Source organism: Sphingomonas japonica, assembly GCF_006346325.1.
Lineage (GTDB): Bacteria > Pseudomonadota > Alphaproteobacteria > Sphingomonadales > Sphingomonadaceae > Sphingomonas > Sphingomonas japonica.
Genome location: NZ_VDYR01000001.1, coordinates 353,705 through 369,466 on the forward strand (window position 1 = coordinate 353,705; position 15,762 = coordinate 369,466).

The following is a 15,762-nucleotide window of genomic DNA, read 5'->3' on the forward strand; positions in this document are numbered from 1 at the left end:
CTTGAATGCGACGATGGCAGCGATCGACCGCTGGGCGATCGGCCTGTCGGGGCTGTGCATGCTGCATTGCATTGCCAGTGCGGTGCTGCTGGCGCTGGTGTCGTCGCTGGGCGGCGTGCTGCTCCATCATTCGATCCACGAAGTCGGACTGGTGCTGGCGATCGCGTTCGGCGTGCTGGCGCTTGGACGCGGAATCGTCACGCATGGCTATATGATGCCGTCCGCGGTGGGATCGCTTGGGCTGGGTGTGATGGCGGGCGCGCTGACGCTGCCGCATGACGGCAGCGAGGTGCTCTCGACCTTGTTCGGCGTGGCGTTGCTTGCTCTGGGCCACGACCTGAATCGCCGCGCCGCCGCCTGACGACCTGCTTGCCGCGCCCCTTGCGAGCGCCTAACTTGTAACAATGTCCGCGCACCATCATCACGACAAGGCAGGAGAGGCACTGACGCTCGCCGCTCGCACCACGCTCGAGCAATCGGGCGAGCAGTGGACGTCGATGCGCGCGCGCATTTTCGACGCACTGGCGGGGTTCGACAAGCCGGCATCGGCCTATGACATCGCCGAAGCGGTATCGAAGGCGGAAGGCCGCCGAGTCGCCGCCAACAGCGTGTATCGTATCCTCGACCTTTTTGTGGCGTCGAACCTGGCGCGCCGCGTCGAAAGCGCCAACGCCTATGTCGCCAATTCGCATCCGGGATGCCTGCACGATTGCATCTTTCTGGTGTGCGACACGTGCGGTCAGACCACGCATATCGACGACGACGCGATCACGCGATCGGTACGCGGTGCCGCGGAGCAGACCGGATTCGCGCCCAAGCGCCCCGTGATCGAGGTACGAGGGACCTGCAGCGACTGCGATTGAACGCGTTACGGTATCAATCGACACGATTGCGGGCTTCGGCTAGGTTGGTGCGATGGTAGATTTGCCCTCGACGCCGTTGCTCGACACGGTCCATAACCCCGCCGACCTGCGTACGCTGAAACCCACGCAATTGCGGCAGCTCGCCGATGAGCTTCGCGCCGAGATGATCTCCGCGGTCGGCGTGACCGGGGGGCATCTCGGCTCCGGCCTGGGTGTGGTCGAGCTGACCACTGCGATCCATTATGTGTTCGACACGCCGCGCGACCGGCTGGTGTGGGACGTCGGCCACCAATGCTATCCGCACAAGATCCTGACCGGGCGCCGCGACCGCATCCGCACGCTGCGCATGGGCGGCGGGCTGAGCGGCTTCACCAAGCGCAGCGAAAGCGAATATGACCCGTTCGGCGCGGCGCATTCTTCGACCTCGATCTCGGCCGCGCTGGGCTTTGCCATCGCCAACAAGCTGGGCGAGGCGTCGGGCAAGGCGATCGCGGTGATCGGCGACGGGTCGATGTCGGCCGGCATGGCGTATGAGGCGATGAACAACGCTGCGCAGGCGGGCAACCGGCTGGTGGTGATCCTCAACGACAACGACATGTCGATCGCGCCGCCGGTCGGCGGGCTGTCGGCCTATCTCAGCCGGATGGTGTCGAGCCGCGAATTCCTGTCGCTGCGCGATCTGATGAAGAAATTCGCCCGGCGGCTGCCGAGGCCACTGCATTCCGCGGCGCGCAAAACCGACGAGTTCGCGCGCGGCATGACCATGGGCGGCACGCTGTTCGAGGAGCTGGGCTTTTATTACGTCGGGCCGATCGATGGCCATAATCTCGATCACCTGATCCCGGTGCTGGAGAATGTCCGCGACGCCGAGGAAGGCCCGATCCTGATCCACGTCGTCACCAAGAAGGGCAAGGGCTATGCCCCGGCCGAAGCGGCGGCGGACAAATATCACGGCGTCCAGAAGTTCGACGTGATCACCGGCACCCAGGCCAAGGCGCCGCCCGGACCACCGCAATATCAGAATGTGTTCGGCGAGACGCTGGCCAAGCTCGCCGAGACCGACGACCGCATCTGCGCGATCACCGCGGCGATGCCATCGGGTACCGGTGTCGACAAGTTTGCCAAGGCGCACCCGACGCGCGCGTTCGATGTCGGTATCGCCGAACAGCATGCGGTGACTTTCGCAGCCGGGTTGGCGGCACAGGGGATGCGGCCATTCTGCGCGATCTATTCGACGTTCCTGCAGCGGGCGTACGACCAGGTCGTGCATGACGTCGCGATCCAGAACCTGCCCGTCCGCTTCGCGATCGACCGCGCCGGGCTGGTAGGGGCGGACGGCGCGACGCATGCCGGCTCGTTCGACGTCACCTATCTGGCCACCTTGCCCAATTTCGTGGTGATGGCAGCAGCCGACGAGGCCGAGCTGGTCCACATGACCTATACCGCGGCGCTCCATGACAGCGGGCCGATCGCGCTGCGCTATCCGCGCGGCAACGGCACCGGCGTTGCGCTGCCGGAGGTTCCGCAAGCGCTGGAAATCGGCAAGGGTCGCATCGTTCGCGAAGGCAAGAAGGTCGCTATCCTGTCGCTCGGCACGCGGCTGGCCGAGGCATTGAAGGCTGCCGATGCGCTCGACGCCAAGGGGCTGTCGACTTCGGTCGCCGATCTGCGCTTCGCCAAACCCCTCGACGAGGACCTGATCCGGCGGCTGCTGACTACCCATGAGGTCGCGGTGACGATCGAGGAGAATTCTGTCGGTGGACTCGGCGCGCACGTGTTGACGCTGGCGAGCGATCAGGGGTTGATCGACAACGGGCTGAAGCTGCGCACGCTGCGTCTGCCCGACGCGTTTCAGGACCAGGACAAGCCCGAGAAGCAATATGCCGAAGCCGGGCTGGATGCCGAGGCGATCATCGGTACGGTGCTCAAGGCGCTGCGCTGGAACGAAAGCGCCGATGTCGGCGGAGCGCGAGCCTAGGCTTTCGGCACCCGTAGCGCGTCCGCAAGCGACGTGCTTCCCGATCCGCGCCGCGCGGGCTTGGGCTGCGACGGATCGGGCGCCCAGCCGGTGAGGAACAGCAGGTCGAACTGCTCCGCGGTCTTGCCATCGGGATCGGCGCGATCGGCGAAAGCGGTTGCCGCGCGCGCAAGGGTGGCGCGCGATAGCGGCGCGGGTGCGGCGAGGAGGTTGGTCCCGGCCATCGCGCGCAGGTCGTCCAGCAGTCCGAACAGGTTCGCATAGCGCACACGAAGCGGCTCGAGGTCGGCGACCGGCAGCGTAAAGCCCGCGCGCATCAGCAGGTCGCCCGCCGAGCGTACGTCGACCTGGGGATGGAGCCGCGCGGCGGGGCGGTCGGCTTCGGCATCGCGCAGCACCGAGCGCAATGTGGCCAGCGATCCCGCTCCGGCAAAGGCGCCCAGAAACAGTCCGTCGGGCCTGAGCGCGCGGCGGATCAGCGTGAGTGCGCCGGGCAGGTCGCTGACGGTGTCGAGCGTCCCGACCGCAAGGACGAGGTCGAACGAAGCGTCGGCGAAGGGCAGGTGATCCTCGTCGCATTGAATGCCGCCCGCCGCCCGTGCGAAGGCAAAACCGGGATCGGCGCGGACGATGCGCGCCCCGGCCAAAGTATCGGTCGGCGCGGGGAGGCTGGCGTCCGTGCAGCCGAGATCGAGCACGGCACCGAACGTGCGCGTGACCATCGCCAAGCGGTCGAGAACGCCGTCGAGCATCGCTTGCCGCAGAAAATCGGCCCGCGCGAAGCCGGGGGCGGCACGATCACGCGCCAGCCGTCGGCGAGCGCGATCGAACAGGTCGGGGGGCGGGGCGGCGTCCACTGGCGCGCTTGTGCCGCGCTGTGCTTCGATCGACAAGGGGGCGATGGTATCGATGCTGACCTCGCTCCCCGCGCGAATCGTCGCGCTTGCGCTGCCGCCGCGCTGCCCGGCGTGCGGCGCGGTGACCGGGGCGGACCACCGCTTTTGCGTCGATTGCTGGGCAGCGCTGCGCTTCCTGGGGCCGCCCTGGTGCGCCGGCTGTGCGCTGCCGTTTGAGTATGACCGTGGTGCAGATACGCAGTGCCCGCAATGCCTGTCCGATCCGCCGCGACATCGCGGCGTTCGTGCGGCGGTGGCGTATGGCGACGTCGCCCGCGATGTCGTGCTCAAGCTGAAATATGGACGCAGGCTGGGTCATGCCGCGACGATCGCGCGGCTGCTGGTGCGGCATCTGCCGGAAGAGGCCGACCTGATTGTGCCGGTGCCGCTGCATCGCTGGCGAATCTGGACACGCGGCTACAACCAGTCGGCGCTGATTGCCACCGCGCTCGGGTCGGCAGGTGCGCGACGCGTCGATCTGCACGCGATCAAGCGGACCAAAGCGACCCCGGTGCTGCGCGGGCTCGGCCGGTCGGGGCGGCGCAAGGCGCTTGCCGGAGCCTTCGCGATTACTCGGCGCGAGACAGTGGCAGGACGCCATGTTGCGCTGATCGACGACGTTTATACCACCGGCGCCACCGCCGACGCGTGTACCGCCGCGCTGCGCAGGGCGGGCGCCGCGAGCGTCACCATATTGTGCTGGGCGCGGGTGCTCGGCAGCGAGGATGGTTGACAGCGCCCGCCGCGGCCCACACTTCCTAACGCCATGGTGACCGTAGAAATCTATACCAAGGCGTTCTGCCCCTATTGCACCCGGGCCAAGCGGCTGCTCGCCGAGCGCGGCGCGGTCGTCAGCGAATATGACATTACCATGGGCGGGCCAAGGCGCACCGAAATGGTCCAGCGCGCGGGAGGACGCACCACCGTGCCGCAGATCTTCGTGGGCGACCGTCATATCGGCGGCAGCGACGACCTGGCCGCGCTCGACCGCGATGGCGGGCTGGAGCCGCTGCTGGCGCAGTGACCGCCGTGCCGACCGCCGCGCTGGTGCAGATGACCGCGGGGATCGATCCCCGCGACAATGCCGCGACCCTTTCCAGCGCGATCGCGCGGGCCGCGGAGGGCGGCGCGGCGATGGTGTTCACACCGGAAATGTCCAACCTGGTCGATCGGGATCGCGCGCGCGCTGCGGCCAGCATCGTCGCTGAAGCCGACGACCGCGCGCTCGCGGCGGTGCGCGAGGCAGCGGCGCGTCATGGCATCTGGGTCCAGCTTGGCTCGATCGCCGTGCGGCGGGACGATGGGCGCTTTGCCAACCGTGCATTGGTGATCGACGCCGACGGTGAAATCCGGGCGCGCTACGACAAGCTGCATCTGTTCGACGTCGATCTGGCATCGGGGGAAAGCTGGCGCGAATCGGCGGTCTATGCCCACGGTGAGGCGGCCGTGGTGGTGGCGACGCCGATCGGCATGCTGGGGCTGTCGGTCTGTTATGATCTTCGCTTTCCGGCGCTGTATGCGGCGCTGAGCGCGGCCGGAGCCACCGTGCTGGCGGTGCCGTCGGCCTTTACCAGGCCAACCGGCGCGGCGCATTGGCAGACCTTGCTATGCGCCCGCGCGATCGAGAATGCCGCCTTCGTCATCGCCGCTGCGCAGACCGGGCAGCATGAAGACGGCCGAGTGACGCACGGCCATGCGCTGGCGATCGATCCGTGGGGGGCCGTGCTGAGCGATGCCGGAGAGGCGCCCGGGGTGCAATTCGCGAAAATCGACGTCGCGCGCGTGGCCGACGTTCGTTCGCGCATCCCGGTGCTCGCCCATCGCCGCGCAATTCCGACAGTGACGGTGATCGAATGATCGTGTTCGATCTGCGCTGCGCCAACGACCATGTCTTCGAAAGCTGGTTCGGGTCGAGCGCCAGCTATGCCGACCAGCGCGACCGCGGCCTGATCGCCTGTCCGATCTGCGGCGTGTGCGACGTCGACAAGGCGGTGATGGCACCGGCCATCGGCGCCAAGGGCAATCGCGCGTGCCAGCCGATCGATCCGCGCAAGGCGATGCTGGCGGCGCTGGCCAAGGCGCAGGCCAAGGCGCTCGAGGGGTCGGAATATGTCGGGCCGGCGTTTTCGGATCGTGCGCGTGCGATGCATCTAGGCGAGAGCCCCACCGCGCCGATCCACGGCCAGGCATCGCTCGAACAGGCGCGGGCGCTGGTCGATGAAGGAGTCGCGATCGCGCCACTGCCATTGCCGGTGGTGCCACCGTCGGCGCGCAATTGACCGGGGCGGGGGCGTCTTATACCACCGCCGGCGCCGCCCCCGTAGCTCAGCAGGACAGAGCAACGGTTTCCTAAACCGCAGGTCGGGAGTTCGAGTCTCTCCGGGGGCGCCAGCGCTGGATGTGCGGTTTCCCGGCGGTGCGTCGGACCTCGCGGCTATGCGGGCCCGGGAAGGTCGGCTGGATGGAGCCGTCCATCTGCAACGCGGCTCGCTCGATCCGCATGCCGTCAGCGCAGTTGCGCGTCGAGCAGCCCGGGCAGTTCGAACATCGTCACGCGCGACTTGCCGAGTGCGGCCTCCAGCGCGGGATCGGCGATGATCTCGCGCTTGTCGTTGGGGTCCTGGAGATTGTTCGCCTTGATATAGGCCCAGACGCGGCCGGCCACCGCGCTGTGCGGCAAAGGGTCGGCGCTGCCGAGGATGAGGGCGAGCGCGGGCGAAGGAGTAACAGTGCCCTCGCTCGCCTCCATCCCAACCTTGTTCGACCCGTCCGTCATAAGCCCCCCGAGCCGAACAGTGTTATCGCTGCCGTCCCGGTATTATGCTTACAAATCAAACGCTTTGTCGAGCTAAAACGCTTGCGTAACGAAAGCGGCGTCCGGTGGCCGTCGGACGCCCTTTTGTTGCGCGCACAGCGCGATCAGAAGCCGATGCGCGCCTTTACGCCATAGAAGCGCGGGGTCGAGGGATAGCCGGCGAAGGTGCCGGTCTGTTCCGGAACCGCGAAGCCGGTGATGTTGTAATATTGGTTGGTGAGGTTCTCGACGAAGAATTCGAGGCTCTTGGTGCGATCGTCGGTCTGCACACCGATGCGCGCGGCGATCAGCGGATAGGGTTCGTTATAGACGATCGCAGGCATGCCGCCGAGGATGCGCGGATCACAGCCGGCGGGACGCGTCGTCGATACGTTGGGGCAGGCGATGTTGACGCCGCTGTTGAAGCGCATGTCGACATGCAGCAGCCCGTTGAGCGTGTTGGTGATCGGCGGCGTCCAGGTGCCGGCCATGCTGACGACGTGGCGGGGCTGGTTGAGGAACTGCTCGCCTTCCTGTCCGGCTAGCGGCGTGCCGGTGAAATCGTTCGAGCTGTCATAGCTGCCATCGAGATAGGTGTAGCCGAGGCGGAAGATCAATTCGCGGACCGGTTGCAGGATGGCTTCGGCCTCGACGCCCTTGCTGGTCGCGTCGGGGACGTTCTGAACGACGAAGCTGGAGCCGGCGAAGATCAGCGATTGCAGGCCCTTGAACTGCGAATAGAACACCGCCGCGTTGAAGGTGAATTCGTTCGACGGCTGCATCTTGACGCCGAGTTCGAAGGCATCGACGGTTTCCTTGTCGAAGGCGAGGTCGGTCGCCTGTGCGCCGTCGCCGCCGAGCAGGACGGTATCGAACGACGCCTGATCAAGGTTGTAACCGCCCGATTTGAAGCCGCGGTCGTAGCTGATGTAGCTCAGCACCTCGTCCGACAGCTTGTAGGCGAGCTTTGCGGTGCCGGTGAATTCGCTCTCGTCGCGATCGTCCGCGTAGTTGCCGTTGAATTCGCTGCTGACCGCCGGGTTGCAGCTGAGCAACGTGAAATTGGCGTAGAGCTCGGGGTTTGCCTGCTGGATCGCGCCACGCAGGATTTGGGCGCGCGGGTCCTGGCTGAAGAAGAAGCCGCAGGTGCTGGTATTGCTGTTGATCGAGGCGGTCAGGTCCTTCTTTTCGTAATTGTAGCGAAGGCCCAGGGTCAGCGAGAGATCGTCGGTGAAGTTGATGATGTTGTGGGTGAAGGCCGCAAATGCGTTGGTCTTTACCTCGAAATCGTCATTGTTGTTGCCTTCGCCCGACACGAAGCCGGGCAGCGGCGTGTTGAGATAGGCGAACAGCGCCGGATTGGCCGCGGCGGCGGCCTGGAGCTGCGGCGACTGCGCCAGCAAGACCTGGCTGAACAGCGGCACGGTCGGCCCGAGGCTGCCGTAGAACTGGGCGCCGGTCGGCAATGCGCCGCCGCTTGCCTGCGCGATGGCGCCGGACAGCACAGCATCGACATAGGCGGTGGCGTCGTCGCCGACCCGCACGGTGTCGCGCAGCCGGTTGGTTTCGTTGAGGTAGAAGCCGCCGATCAGGAAATCGACCGCGCCGTCGAACGCCGAGCCCTGGAAGCGTAGTTCCTGCGTGAAATCCTTGAGCTCGTTGCGATAGCCCTCGCGATAGGCGCGATCGATGCCGGAGAAGTCGATGTCCTGGTTCCGCAGCGCGCGCCAGTCGCGATAGGCGGTAATCGAGGTCAAGTTGAACTCGCCGAGTTCTACGTTGAATTCACCAGACACGCCCCAGTCGCGAACCTTTTCCGCCAGGTCTCGATTGGGGGAGATTGCCTGGATGCGATCCGATGGCGGGCCGGAATAGACGCCGTCATTGCCCGAGAAGCTGGCAACCAGATCGATCGCGTCAGCCGTCGGCCCACGCACGAAATTGATCGCGCCGCAGCATTGCTCATCCGTTTCGGAATAGTCGCCGATCAGGCGAAAGCTGAACCCGGCGGTATCGTACAGCGCCTGGCCGCGGGCGTAATATCGGTCGATATTGTTGACCGCGCGGTCGCTATTGGCGTCCTTGATATAGCCGTCGCGCTTGCGATAGCCGCCGTCGACGCGCAGCGCGAGCGCTTCGGTGACGGGACCGGTGAGCGCACCCTTGATTTCATAGGCGTCGTAATTGCCGTAGCTGCCCTCGACATAGCCGCCCAGGTCGAATTGTGGCTGCGCGGTGAAGATCGACAGCGCGCCGGCAGACGTGTTGCGGCCGAACAGCGTCCCCTGCGGCCCGCGCAGGATTTCGACGCGCTCCAGTTCGGGCAGTTCGGCCAGCGCGACGCCCGCGCGCGAGCGGAACACGCCGTCGATGAACACGCCTACGGCCGGTTCGAAGCCGGGATTGTCGCCGGCAGTGCCGATGCCGCGAATCGACAGCGAGGAACCGGTCGCGGCAGACTGGCCGGTGGTGGTCTGAAGCGACGGAGCGAGCTGCTCGAGCCCGCGGATATCGACGACGCCGGCATTGTCGAGCAGCTCGGCACCGACCGCGGTGACCGCGACCGGGATTTCCTGGACCGTTTCGTTGCGCCGCGTGGCCGTGACGACGATGTCGTTGGCCGACGTGTAATCGCTGTCCTGATCGACCGATCCCGATGCGACCTGATCGCTGGCCGTCTGGTCGGCGCTGGTGGTGGTCTGGGCGGCGGCGGGAGCGGCGATGGTGATCGCCAAGGCGCTCGCTGCGAGCAGTTCGAACTTCGTCATGGCATCATCCCCTGTGTTCGGCTGCGATCGTTGTCGCCGCGATATGGATTATTCTTGTTATCGCCGAGCTAACGCCCCATTTCGACCGGCGTCAACGGATTAAAGCGCGGGTTTGTGCGGGTTTGCGATGCACTATGGCATTGCGGCAACGCGGCTTCCCAAGCTCGTTCCAGGAAAAGGCGCGTTGCCGTAGCGTCCATGCCGCGCGGCAGGCCGAAAGGGGTTGCAATGCACAAGGATGACGATGCCGCGCCGGGCGACGGCGACCTGGTGGCAGGCCCGCCAAAGATCGCGGTGCCCGAAGACGTCGCTGCCGCGGTCGCGACGCTGATCCGCTGGGCCGGGGACGACCCCGCGCGCGAGGGGCTGGTCGATACGCCCAAGCGAGTGGCGCGCGCGTGGAAGGAATATTGCCAGGGCTATGGCGAGGACCCGGCGCGCCATTTGTCGCGCGTGTTCGAGGAAGTCGGCGGCTATGACGAGATCGTGCTGCTCAAGGATATCCCGTTCCAGTCACATTGCGAGCACCATCTCGCGCCGATCATCGGCAAGGCGCACATCGCCTATCTGCCCGCCAATTGGGTGGTCGGCATCTCCAAGCTCGCGCGCGTGCTGCACGGCTACGCCCGGCGGTTGCAGGTGCAGGAACGGCTGACCGCGGAGGTCGCCGATTGCATCTGGACCCATTTGAAGCCGCGCGGCGTCGCCGTGGTGATCGAGGCGACGCACGCGTGCATGGCGGCGCGCGGCGTGCGGACGCCCGGCGTCGCGATGGTCACCAGCCGGATGATGGGCGTGTTTCGCGACGACGAACGCAGCCGCAAGGAAGTGCTGGCGCTGATGGGGTGCGGCTGAGGCTTCGCACCCCTTAGACGACCGTCAGCGCGCGGCGTTGGCAGCCGATAGCACCGCGCGAACGCTGGCGGTGGCGACGTCCTCGTCGATCCCGACGCCCCAATGGGTGCGGCCCTGTGCATCGGTGGTCTCGACATAGGCCGCGGCGCGCGCGTCTGAGCCGTGGCCGATGGCATGTTCGGCATAATCGACGACGTCGAGCGCGATGCCGCAGCCGTCGGCCAGCGCGGCCAGCACGCTCGAGATCAGGCCGTTGCCACGCCCGCTGACCGATTGCGACGCGCCGCCGGCATCGACATGCCCGGCAAAGATGCGGTCGCCATTGGGCGCGCGGGTTTCCTCATAGGCCTCCAGCGTGAAGAATTGCGCATCGTCGAGGCGATAGGCGCGCTGGAACGCCTGCCAGATATCGTTGGCGTCGAGTTCCCGGCCAGCAGTGTCGGCGAGCGCCTGGACATGGCGACTAAAGTCGGCCTGAAGCCGCTTGGGCAACTTCAATCCCTTGTCCTGTTCGAGCACCCAGGCGACGCCGCCCTTGCCGCTTTGCGAATTGACGCGGATCACCGCTTCGTAGCTGCGGCCCAGGTCGGCGGGATCGATCGGAAGGTAAGGGACCCGCCACAGTTCGTCGTTGCGCTGTGCCTGCGCCGCGAAACCCTTCTTGATCGCGTCCTGATGCGAGCCGGAGAACGCCGTGAACACCAGCTCCCCCGCATAGGGATGGCGGGGGTGGACCGGCAGCTGGTTGCAATATTCGACGGTGCCGATGATCCGGTCGATATCCGAAAGATCGAGTTCGGGATCAATGCCTTGCGTGTACATGTTGAGCGCGAGTGTCACCAGATCGACATTGCCGGTCCGCTCGCCGTTTCCGAACAGGCAACCTTCGATCCGGTCGGCTCCGGCCATCAACCCAAGCTCGGCGGCGGCGACGCCGGTGCCGCGATCATTGTGCGGATGCAGGCTGATGACGACGCTATCGCGGTTCGGCACGTTGCGGCAGAACCATTCGATCTGGTCGGCATAGATGTTGGGGCTGGCAGCCTCGACCGTTGCGGGGAGGTTGAGGATCAGTGGGCGTTCCGGGGTGGGCCGCAGCACGTCCATCACCGCCGCGCACACCTCTACCGAGAAATCGAGCTCGGCGGTCGAGAAGGTTTCGGGACTGTATTCGAAATGCCAGTCGGTGTCGGGCTGGGCCGCAGCGCCGTCGCGCAGCAGCTTTGCGCCCATCACGGCGATGTCGCGGACTTCCGCGCGGGTCATGCCGAACACGATCTCGCGCCAGGCGGGCGAGACCGCGTTGTAGAGGTGGACGATCGCCTGCCGGGCACCGCGAAGGCTGTCGAAGCTCGTCGCGATCAGGTCGGCTCGAGACTGGGTCAGCACCTGGATCGCAACGTCATCGGGCACGCGGTTCGATTGGACGAGGCCGGAGATGAACTCGAACTCAGTCGCGCCGGCGCTGGGGAAACCAACCTCGATTTCCTTGAGTCCGATTTCGACGAGCAGGTCGAAGAACCGCGTCTTCTTTTCCGCGCCCATTGGATCGATCAGCGCCTGGTTGCCGTCGCGAAGATCGGTCGATAGCCAGCGCGGCGGCGCCGTGATGGCACGCGACGGCCATTGCCGGTCGGGCAAATCGACTTGGGGGAACGGCCGGTATTTGGCGGCGGGGTTGCGCAGCATCACGTGTCGTCACTTTCCGATCGGCACCGGCACGGCGGTGGTGCCAAGGCCTCAGGGGCCAGAAGATTGCGAGAGGATCACCCTTAAGGGACAGGCGGCAGCCAATGCCGCATCGACGCCCTTAAGGGCGGATAAGTCGTAGGGCGAGGTGGCGCGCAACAAACACGCGATTTGCATAGGCCGGACTTTGCATTCCTGTCCAGCGACGAATTTTTCCCGGCCAACAATGAAGCGTTAGGCTTTTGCAATTAGGCTCTTTTCTGAATGATCAAAGGAGAGCCCGATGCTCCAACTCGTCTACGTCAGCAGCGTGCATCCGGTCGGCTCCAAGCCCGACATCGATAGCATCCTGACCGTTTCGCGCCGCAACAATCGACGCGATGCAATTACCGGATTGCTCTATTGCGACACGGCGCGCTTCCTGCAGGTGCTGGAAGGGCCGGACCGCGCGGTCGAGACGGCGTATGAACGCATCCGCCAGGATGATCGCCACCGTGCGGCGGTTATCCTGTCCCGACGCCAGATCGAGACCCGCGAATTCGGTAGCTGGGAGATGGCACACCGCTCGGCCGATATCGACGCCGAAACCTTTATCCTGCGCATTTCCACGATGGTCGAGAACGCCGCACCGCGCGTGCGTGCCACTTTCGAGAGCTTCGCGCTGGTTCGTAACGCCGCCGCCTAAACGGCGGCGCCACCCCCTTATTTTTCGAATGCGGCGACGATATCAAGCTCGACCTCATCGGACACCACCGGAATCGCGGTAAGGATGCCGAACTCGCTGCGCTTGATCGTAGCATCAGCCGTGAAGCCGACGGTTTCCTTCTTGGACATCGGATTGGCACCCGCGCCGAACAATTCGGCCTCCAGCGTCACCGGCCTGGTCACGCCGTTGAGTGTCAGATTGCCGGCGATCTTTGCTTCGTCGCCATCGACGGTGACCGAGGTCGATACGAACCGGGCATCGGCAGGGGAGGGCCCGAAGAAGTCCGGCTTGCCGCCGTCCTTGCCTGCGCGCAGCAGATGGTCGGTCAGCCCGGCGCTGGCGGTCGTGACCTTTGCGACGGGAATGGTGATATCGACCTTGGCGGCGCCGGGGTTCTTCGGATCGAGCGTCAGCGTGCCGGTGGCTTCGCCGAACAGTCCGAAATAGGGGGTGAAGCCGAAATGGTTGACGCTCCATTCAACGAGCGTGTGGCCAGGATCGACGGTATAGGTGCCGCCGGTGATGCGGCTGGCATCGCGGGCGCCGGGCAGTTGCGGCGTGGACTGCGCGAACAGCGGCGTGGCGGCGACGAGGGCAAGCGTGACGAGGGCGGCGCGCATGGGACTCTCCTGAAGCGGTGGAACGCAGCCAACGTGTAGACCGCCGCTAGCCGAGTCAAACCCCGCAAATGCGAAAGCAGCGTTTCGCGATCGAGCGCCTCCAGTGTCATCAGCGCGCAATTCCACGATTCAGGTCGAAGCGGATGCGCACCCATGCCCCCATCACCGGCTGTCCGTCGATCCGCGGAGGGAGCACGAGGAATTGCCACGCCGCCTCTCGCATCCCGCGCGCGATGCCCGAGCCCGGCGTCTCGTCGAGGATGCGGCAGTCGGTGACGCGGTTGCGCGGCGCCGTGCGGCACGCGATCAGGCCCCAGCCGGCGCGCGACCGTTTGGGCATGTACATTGCCAGTTCGGCATCGGTCGGTTCACGTTGCCAGTCGGCCGCGAACAAGGTCGATCCATCGGGCGCGGTGCCGACGCCGCGTGCACCGGACTCGTCCGCCAGTCCGCGCCCGGCCGAAGGGGCATCGGCGGGAGCCGAGGCGATCTTGCCTATATCGGCTGCGGCGAAGTCGGCGCGCGCCATCGGGATGACGCCGGGCAGCGTGTATTCGGTCGGCGGGCGTGGCGGTGGCGGAGGTTCAGGTGGCCGCTCGGGTCGTTCGGCGGCGGGGGGCGGCGCCGATTTCGGGCGGGCCGCGGCGGGCGCCCGCTCGGCCTTGGGCGCCGGGAGATCGACGTCGAACGCGGTCAGCACGGCCTCGGCATCGGTGCGCAGTTCGGGCATGATGCCGAGCGTCAGCAGCCCCAGGAACATCAGCAGCCCGAGCGCGAGCGCGAGGCCGGCGGACACGATTCGCTGTTTCAGCGGCGCGTGCGATCCGTACGCTGCAACTCGATAGGTGGCCGGACGCATGCCACGCCGTTACTGCAGCGGGGCAGGGGCCGCAATCACGCGCGGACGGATGGGGGGCGGACCTCGCCACCCCCATCCGTCACGTCGCTCAGTTCTTGTCCTTGTCGACCAGCTTGTTCGCCCCGATCCACGGCATCATCGCGCGCAGTTCGCTGCCGACCTGTTCGATCGGATGCGCCTGCGCCCGCTTGCGCGCGGCTTTCAGTTCCGGCTGTCCGGCGCGGTTGTCGAGGACGAAGTTCTTGACGAAGCGGCCCGACTGAATGTCGTCGAGCACGCGCTTCATCTCCGCCTTGGTCTCATCGGTGATGATGCGCGGGCCGGTGGTGATGTCGCCATATTCGGCGGTATTGCTGATCGAATAGCGCATGTTGGCGATGCCGCCCTCGTACAGCAGGTCGACGATCAGCTTGGTTTCGTGGAGGCATTCGAAATACGCCATCTCCGGCGCATAGCCGGCTTCGACAAGCGTTTCGAACCCGGCCTGGATCAGGTGGGTGATGCCGCCGCACAGCACCGCCTGCTCGCCGAACAGGTCGGTTTCGCACTCCTCGCGGAAATTGGTCTCGATGATGCCTGATCGACCACCGCCGACGCCCGAGGCATAGGCAAGCGCGATGTCGTGGGCGTTGCCCGATGCGTCCTGGTGGATCGCGATCAGGCACGGCACGCCGCCGCCCTTCACATATTCGCTGCGCACGGTGTGGCCCGGCCCCTTGGGCGCGACCATGATGACGTCGATGTCGGCTGGCGGCTCGATCAGCCCGAAATGGACGTTGAGGCCGTGGGCAAAGGCGATGGCGCTGCCCGGCTTCATATTGCCCTTGATGTCTGCGTCCCAGATCGCCGCCTGATGCTCGTCGGGCGCGACGAGCATGATGAGGTCGGCCCACTCCGCGGCTTCGCGGTTCGACATGACCTTGAAACCGGCGGCTTCGGCCTTTGCGCGGGTGGCAGAGCCTTCGCGCAGCGCGATCGCGACGTCCTTGACCCCGGAGTCGCGTAGATTCTGGGCATGGGCGTGGCCCTGCGAACCATAGCCGAGAATCGCGATCTTCTTGTTGGTGATGAGGTTGAGATCGGCGTCACGATCGTAATAGACACGCATTCTGTTGGTCCTTTTGGTCGTACGTGCTCCTGCGGAGGCAGGAGCGCTGGGTGGCGGGTGCTGCCGCTGGTTGCCAGGGTTCCTGCCTGCACAGGAGCACGCTGAGGTTTTACGCCGCCTCTTTCCCTCGCGAGATCGCGACGATTCCGGTGCGGGCGACTTCGACCAGGCCGACTTCGCGCATCAGCTCGACGAACTTGTCGATCTTCTCGGACCCGCCGGTCACTTCGAACACGAAGCTGGTGGTGGTCGCGTCTACCACGCGCGCACGATAGACGTCGGCGAGGCGCAGCGCCTCGATGCGGTGATCGCCGACCCCGGCGACCTTGACCAGCGCGAGCTCGCGCTCGACATGCTGGCCGAGCACGGTGAGGTCGATGACGCGGTGGACCGGCACCAGCCGGTCGAGCTGGGCGATGATCTGCTCCATCACATGCGCCGACGCGCTGGTGACGATGGTGATCCGGCTGACGCTCTCGTCTTCCGAGATGTCGGTGACGGTCAGACTCTCGATATTATAGCCGCGCGCGGTGAACATTCCGGCGATCCGCGCGAGGATACCGGGCTCGTTGTCGACGATGACCGCCAGCGTGTGGCGCTCGGACGTTTCCTGGGTGATGTGCATC

At 65.9% G+C, this 15,762-nt stretch carries 17 protein-coding genes and 1 tRNA gene; 10 read left to right on the top strand and 8 right to left on the bottom strand.

Annotated elements, in window-relative coordinates:
• The first annotated feature begins 13 nt into the window (after nt 1-13).
• Genes FHY50_RS01790 through dxs form a run of 3 tightly spaced genes read left to right on the top strand, consistent with a single transcriptional unit; the run spans nt 14 to nt 2,841 of the window.
• The gene (locus tag FHY50_RS01790) at nt 14-361 is read left to right on the top strand and encodes a MerC domain-containing protein (RefSeq protein ID WP_140046684.1); all 348 of its coding nucleotides are present in this window, start codon (nt 14-16) and stop codon (nt 359-361) included.
• 43 nt (nt 362-404) lie between these two features.
• A complete protein-coding gene (locus FHY50_RS01795; RefSeq protein WP_140046685.1) occupies nt 405-863 on the top strand; it encodes a Fur family transcriptional regulator in 459 nt (152 codons plus the stop codon).
• Between the two features lie 52 nt (nt 864-915).
• Nucleotides 916-2,841 carry a 1-deoxy-D-xylulose-5-phosphate synthase gene (gene dxs / locus FHY50_RS01800; protein ID WP_140046686.1) on the top strand — a complete coding sequence of 642 codons (1,926 nt, stop codon included), beginning with the start codon at nt 916-918 and terminating at the stop codon, nt 2,839-2,841.
• Here the strand turns inward: dxs and FHY50_RS01805 are convergent.
• Nucleotides 2,838-3,698: a class I SAM-dependent methyltransferase gene (locus FHY50_RS01805; protein ID WP_244935275.1), complete on the bottom strand. Its 861-nt coding sequence runs from the start codon at nt 3,696-3,698 to the stop codon at nt 2,838-2,840. The two genes, dxs and FHY50_RS01805, sit on opposite strands and share 4 nt — an antisense overlap.
• 52 nt (nt 3,699-3,750) lie before the next feature.
• Between FHY50_RS01805 and FHY50_RS01810 the strand changes: the two genes are divergently transcribed.
• The 5 genes from FHY50_RS01810 to FHY50_RS01830 all read left to right on the top strand — a co-directional run bounded on the left by FHY50_RS01810 (nt 3,751) and on the right by FHY50_RS01830 (nt 6,128).
• Nucleotides 3,751-4,470: a ComF family protein gene (locus FHY50_RS01810; protein ID WP_140046687.1), complete on the top strand. Its 720-nt coding sequence runs from the start codon at nt 3,751-3,753 to the stop codon at nt 4,468-4,470.
• 33 nt (nt 4,471-4,503) lie between these two features.
• Nucleotides 4,504-4,761, top strand: a complete 258-nt coding sequence (gene grxC / locus FHY50_RS01815) for a glutaredoxin 3 (RefSeq protein WP_140046688.1) — start codon at nt 4,504-4,506, stop codon at nt 4,759-4,761.
• A 5-nt stretch (nt 4,762-4,766) separates the two neighbouring features.
• Complete coding sequence (locus FHY50_RS01820) at nt 4,767-5,594, top strand: carbon-nitrogen hydrolase family protein (RefSeq protein WP_140230987.1); 828 nt, start codon at nt 4,767-4,769, stop codon at nt 5,592-5,594.
• Nucleotides 5,591-6,016: a DUF1178 family protein gene (locus tag FHY50_RS01825; RefSeq protein ID WP_140046689.1), complete on the top strand. Its 426-nt coding sequence runs from the start codon at nt 5,591-5,593 to the stop codon at nt 6,014-6,016. Before FHY50_RS01820 ends, FHY50_RS01825 begins: the two co-directional genes overlap by 4 nt.
• Nucleotides 6,017-6,051: 35 nt before the next feature.
• Nucleotides 6,052-6,128: transfer RNA gene (locus FHY50_RS01830), tRNA-Arg, on the top strand.
• Between the two features lie 115 nt (nt 6,129-6,243).
• Here FHY50_RS01830 and FHY50_RS01835 read toward each other — a convergent pair.
• Together FHY50_RS01835 and FHY50_RS01840 are read right to left on the bottom strand one after the other, a co-directional pair.
• On the bottom strand, nt 6,244-6,513 hold the full coding sequence (locus tag FHY50_RS01835) for an SWIB/MDM2 domain-containing protein (RefSeq protein ID WP_208402860.1): 270 nt from the start codon (nt 6,511-6,513) through the stop codon (nt 6,244-6,246).
• A 143-nt stretch (nt 6,514-6,656) separates the two neighbouring features.
• Complete coding sequence (locus tag FHY50_RS01840) at nt 6,657-9,299, bottom strand: TonB-dependent receptor (protein ID WP_140046690.1); 2,643 nt, start codon at nt 9,297-9,299, stop codon at nt 6,657-6,659.
• Nucleotides 9,300-9,527: 228 nt separating this feature from the next.
• Between FHY50_RS01840 and folE the strand changes: the two genes are divergently transcribed.
• Nucleotides 9,528-10,154 carry a GTP cyclohydrolase I FolE gene (gene folE, locus FHY50_RS01845; protein ID WP_140046691.1) on the top strand — a complete coding sequence of 209 codons (627 nt, stop codon included), beginning with the start codon at nt 9,528-9,530 and terminating at the stop codon, nt 10,152-10,154.
• 24 nt (nt 10,155-10,178) lie between these two features.
• Here folE and leuA read toward each other — a convergent pair whose 3' ends face one another.
• Nucleotides 10,179-11,843 carry a 2-isopropylmalate synthase gene (gene leuA / locus FHY50_RS01850; RefSeq protein WP_140230989.1) on the bottom strand — a complete coding sequence of 555 codons (1,665 nt, stop codon included), beginning with the start codon at nt 11,841-11,843 and terminating at the stop codon, nt 10,179-10,181.
• A 283-nt stretch (nt 11,844-12,126) separates the two neighbouring features.
• Between leuA and FHY50_RS01855 the strand changes: the two genes are divergently transcribed.
• On the top strand, nt 12,127-12,528 hold the full coding sequence (locus tag FHY50_RS01855) for a BLUF domain-containing protein (protein ID WP_140046692.1): 402 nt from the start codon (nt 12,127-12,129) through the stop codon (nt 12,526-12,528).
• Nucleotides 12,529-12,545: 17 nt separating this feature from the next.
• Here the strand turns inward: FHY50_RS01855 and FHY50_RS01860 are convergent, their stop codons facing one another.
• From FHY50_RS01860 to ilvN, 4 genes are all read right to left on the bottom strand, one after another.
• A complete protein-coding gene (locus FHY50_RS01860) occupies nt 12,546-13,169 on the bottom strand; it encodes a YceI family protein (protein WP_140046693.1) in 624 nt (207 codons plus the stop codon).
• A 109-nt stretch (nt 13,170-13,278) separates the two neighbouring features.
• Nucleotides 13,279-13,965: a hypothetical protein gene (locus FHY50_RS01865; RefSeq protein WP_140046694.1), complete on the bottom strand. Its 687-nt coding sequence runs from the start codon at nt 13,963-13,965 to the stop codon at nt 13,279-13,281.
• A 151-nt stretch (nt 13,966-14,116) separates the two neighbouring features.
• The gene (gene ilvC / locus FHY50_RS01870; RefSeq protein ID WP_140046695.1) at nt 14,117-15,136 is read right to left on the bottom strand and encodes a ketol-acid reductoisomerase; all 1,020 of its coding nucleotides are present in this window, start codon (nt 15,134-15,136) and stop codon (nt 14,117-14,119) included.
• Between the two features lie 109 nt (nt 15,137-15,245).
• A complete protein-coding gene (ilvN, locus tag FHY50_RS01875; RefSeq protein ID WP_140046696.1) occupies nt 15,246-15,761 on the bottom strand; it encodes an acetolactate synthase small subunit in 516 nt (171 codons plus the stop codon).
• Nucleotide 15,762 lies beyond the last annotated feature (1 nt).

What these genes read in the sequence shown, in the direction of transcription:
- grxC (WP_140046688.1), top strand. Translation starts at nt 4,504, where the DNA reads ATGGTGACCGTAGAAATCTATACCAAGGCGTTCTGCCCCTATTGCACC.
- ilvC (WP_140046695.1), bottom strand. Translation starts at nt 15,136, where the DNA reads ATGCGTGTCTATTACGATCGTGACGCCGATCTCAACCTCATCACCAAC.
- FHY50_RS01860 (WP_140046693.1), bottom strand. Translation starts at nt 13,169, where the DNA reads ATGCGCGCCGCCCTCGTCACGCTTGCCCTCGTCGCCGCCACGCCGCTG.
- FHY50_RS01840 (WP_140046690.1), bottom strand. Translation starts at nt 9,299, where the DNA reads ATGACGAAGTTCGAACTGCTCGCAGCGAGCGCCTTGGCGATCACCATC.
- FHY50_RS01855 (WP_140046692.1), top strand. Translation starts at nt 12,127, where the DNA reads ATGCTCCAACTCGTCTACGTCAGCAGCGTGCATCCGGTCGGCTCCAAG.
- FHY50_RS01825 (WP_140046689.1), top strand. Translation starts at nt 5,591, where the DNA reads ATGATCGTGTTCGATCTGCGCTGCGCCAACGACCATGTCTTCGAAAGC.
- dxs (WP_140046686.1), top strand. Translation starts at nt 916, where the DNA reads ATGGTAGATTTGCCCTCGACGCCGTTGCTCGACACGGTCCATAACCCC.
- leuA (WP_140230989.1), bottom strand. Translation starts at nt 11,843, where the DNA reads ATGCTGCGCAACCCCGCCGCCAAATACCGGCCGTTCCCCCAAGTCGAT.
- ilvN (WP_140046696.1), bottom strand. Translation starts at nt 15,761, where the DNA reads ATGCACATCACCCAGGAAACGTCCGAGCGCCACACGCTGGCGGTCATC.
- FHY50_RS01835 (WP_208402860.1), bottom strand. Translation starts at nt 6,513, where the DNA reads ATGACGGACGGGTCGAACAAGGTTGGGATGGAGGCGAGCGAGGGCACT.
- folE (WP_140046691.1), top strand. Translation starts at nt 9,528, where the DNA reads ATGCACAAGGATGACGATGCCGCGCCGGGCGACGGCGACCTGGTGGCA.
- FHY50_RS01790 (WP_140046684.1), top strand. Translation starts at nt 14, where the DNA reads ATGGCAGCGATCGACCGCTGGGCGATCGGCCTGTCGGGGCTGTGCATG.
- FHY50_RS01810 (WP_140046687.1), top strand. Translation starts at nt 3,751, where the DNA reads ATGCTGACCTCGCTCCCCGCGCGAATCGTCGCGCTTGCGCTGCCGCCG.
- FHY50_RS01795 (WP_140046685.1), top strand. Translation starts at nt 405, where the DNA reads ATGTCCGCGCACCATCATCACGACAAGGCAGGAGAGGCACTGACGCTC.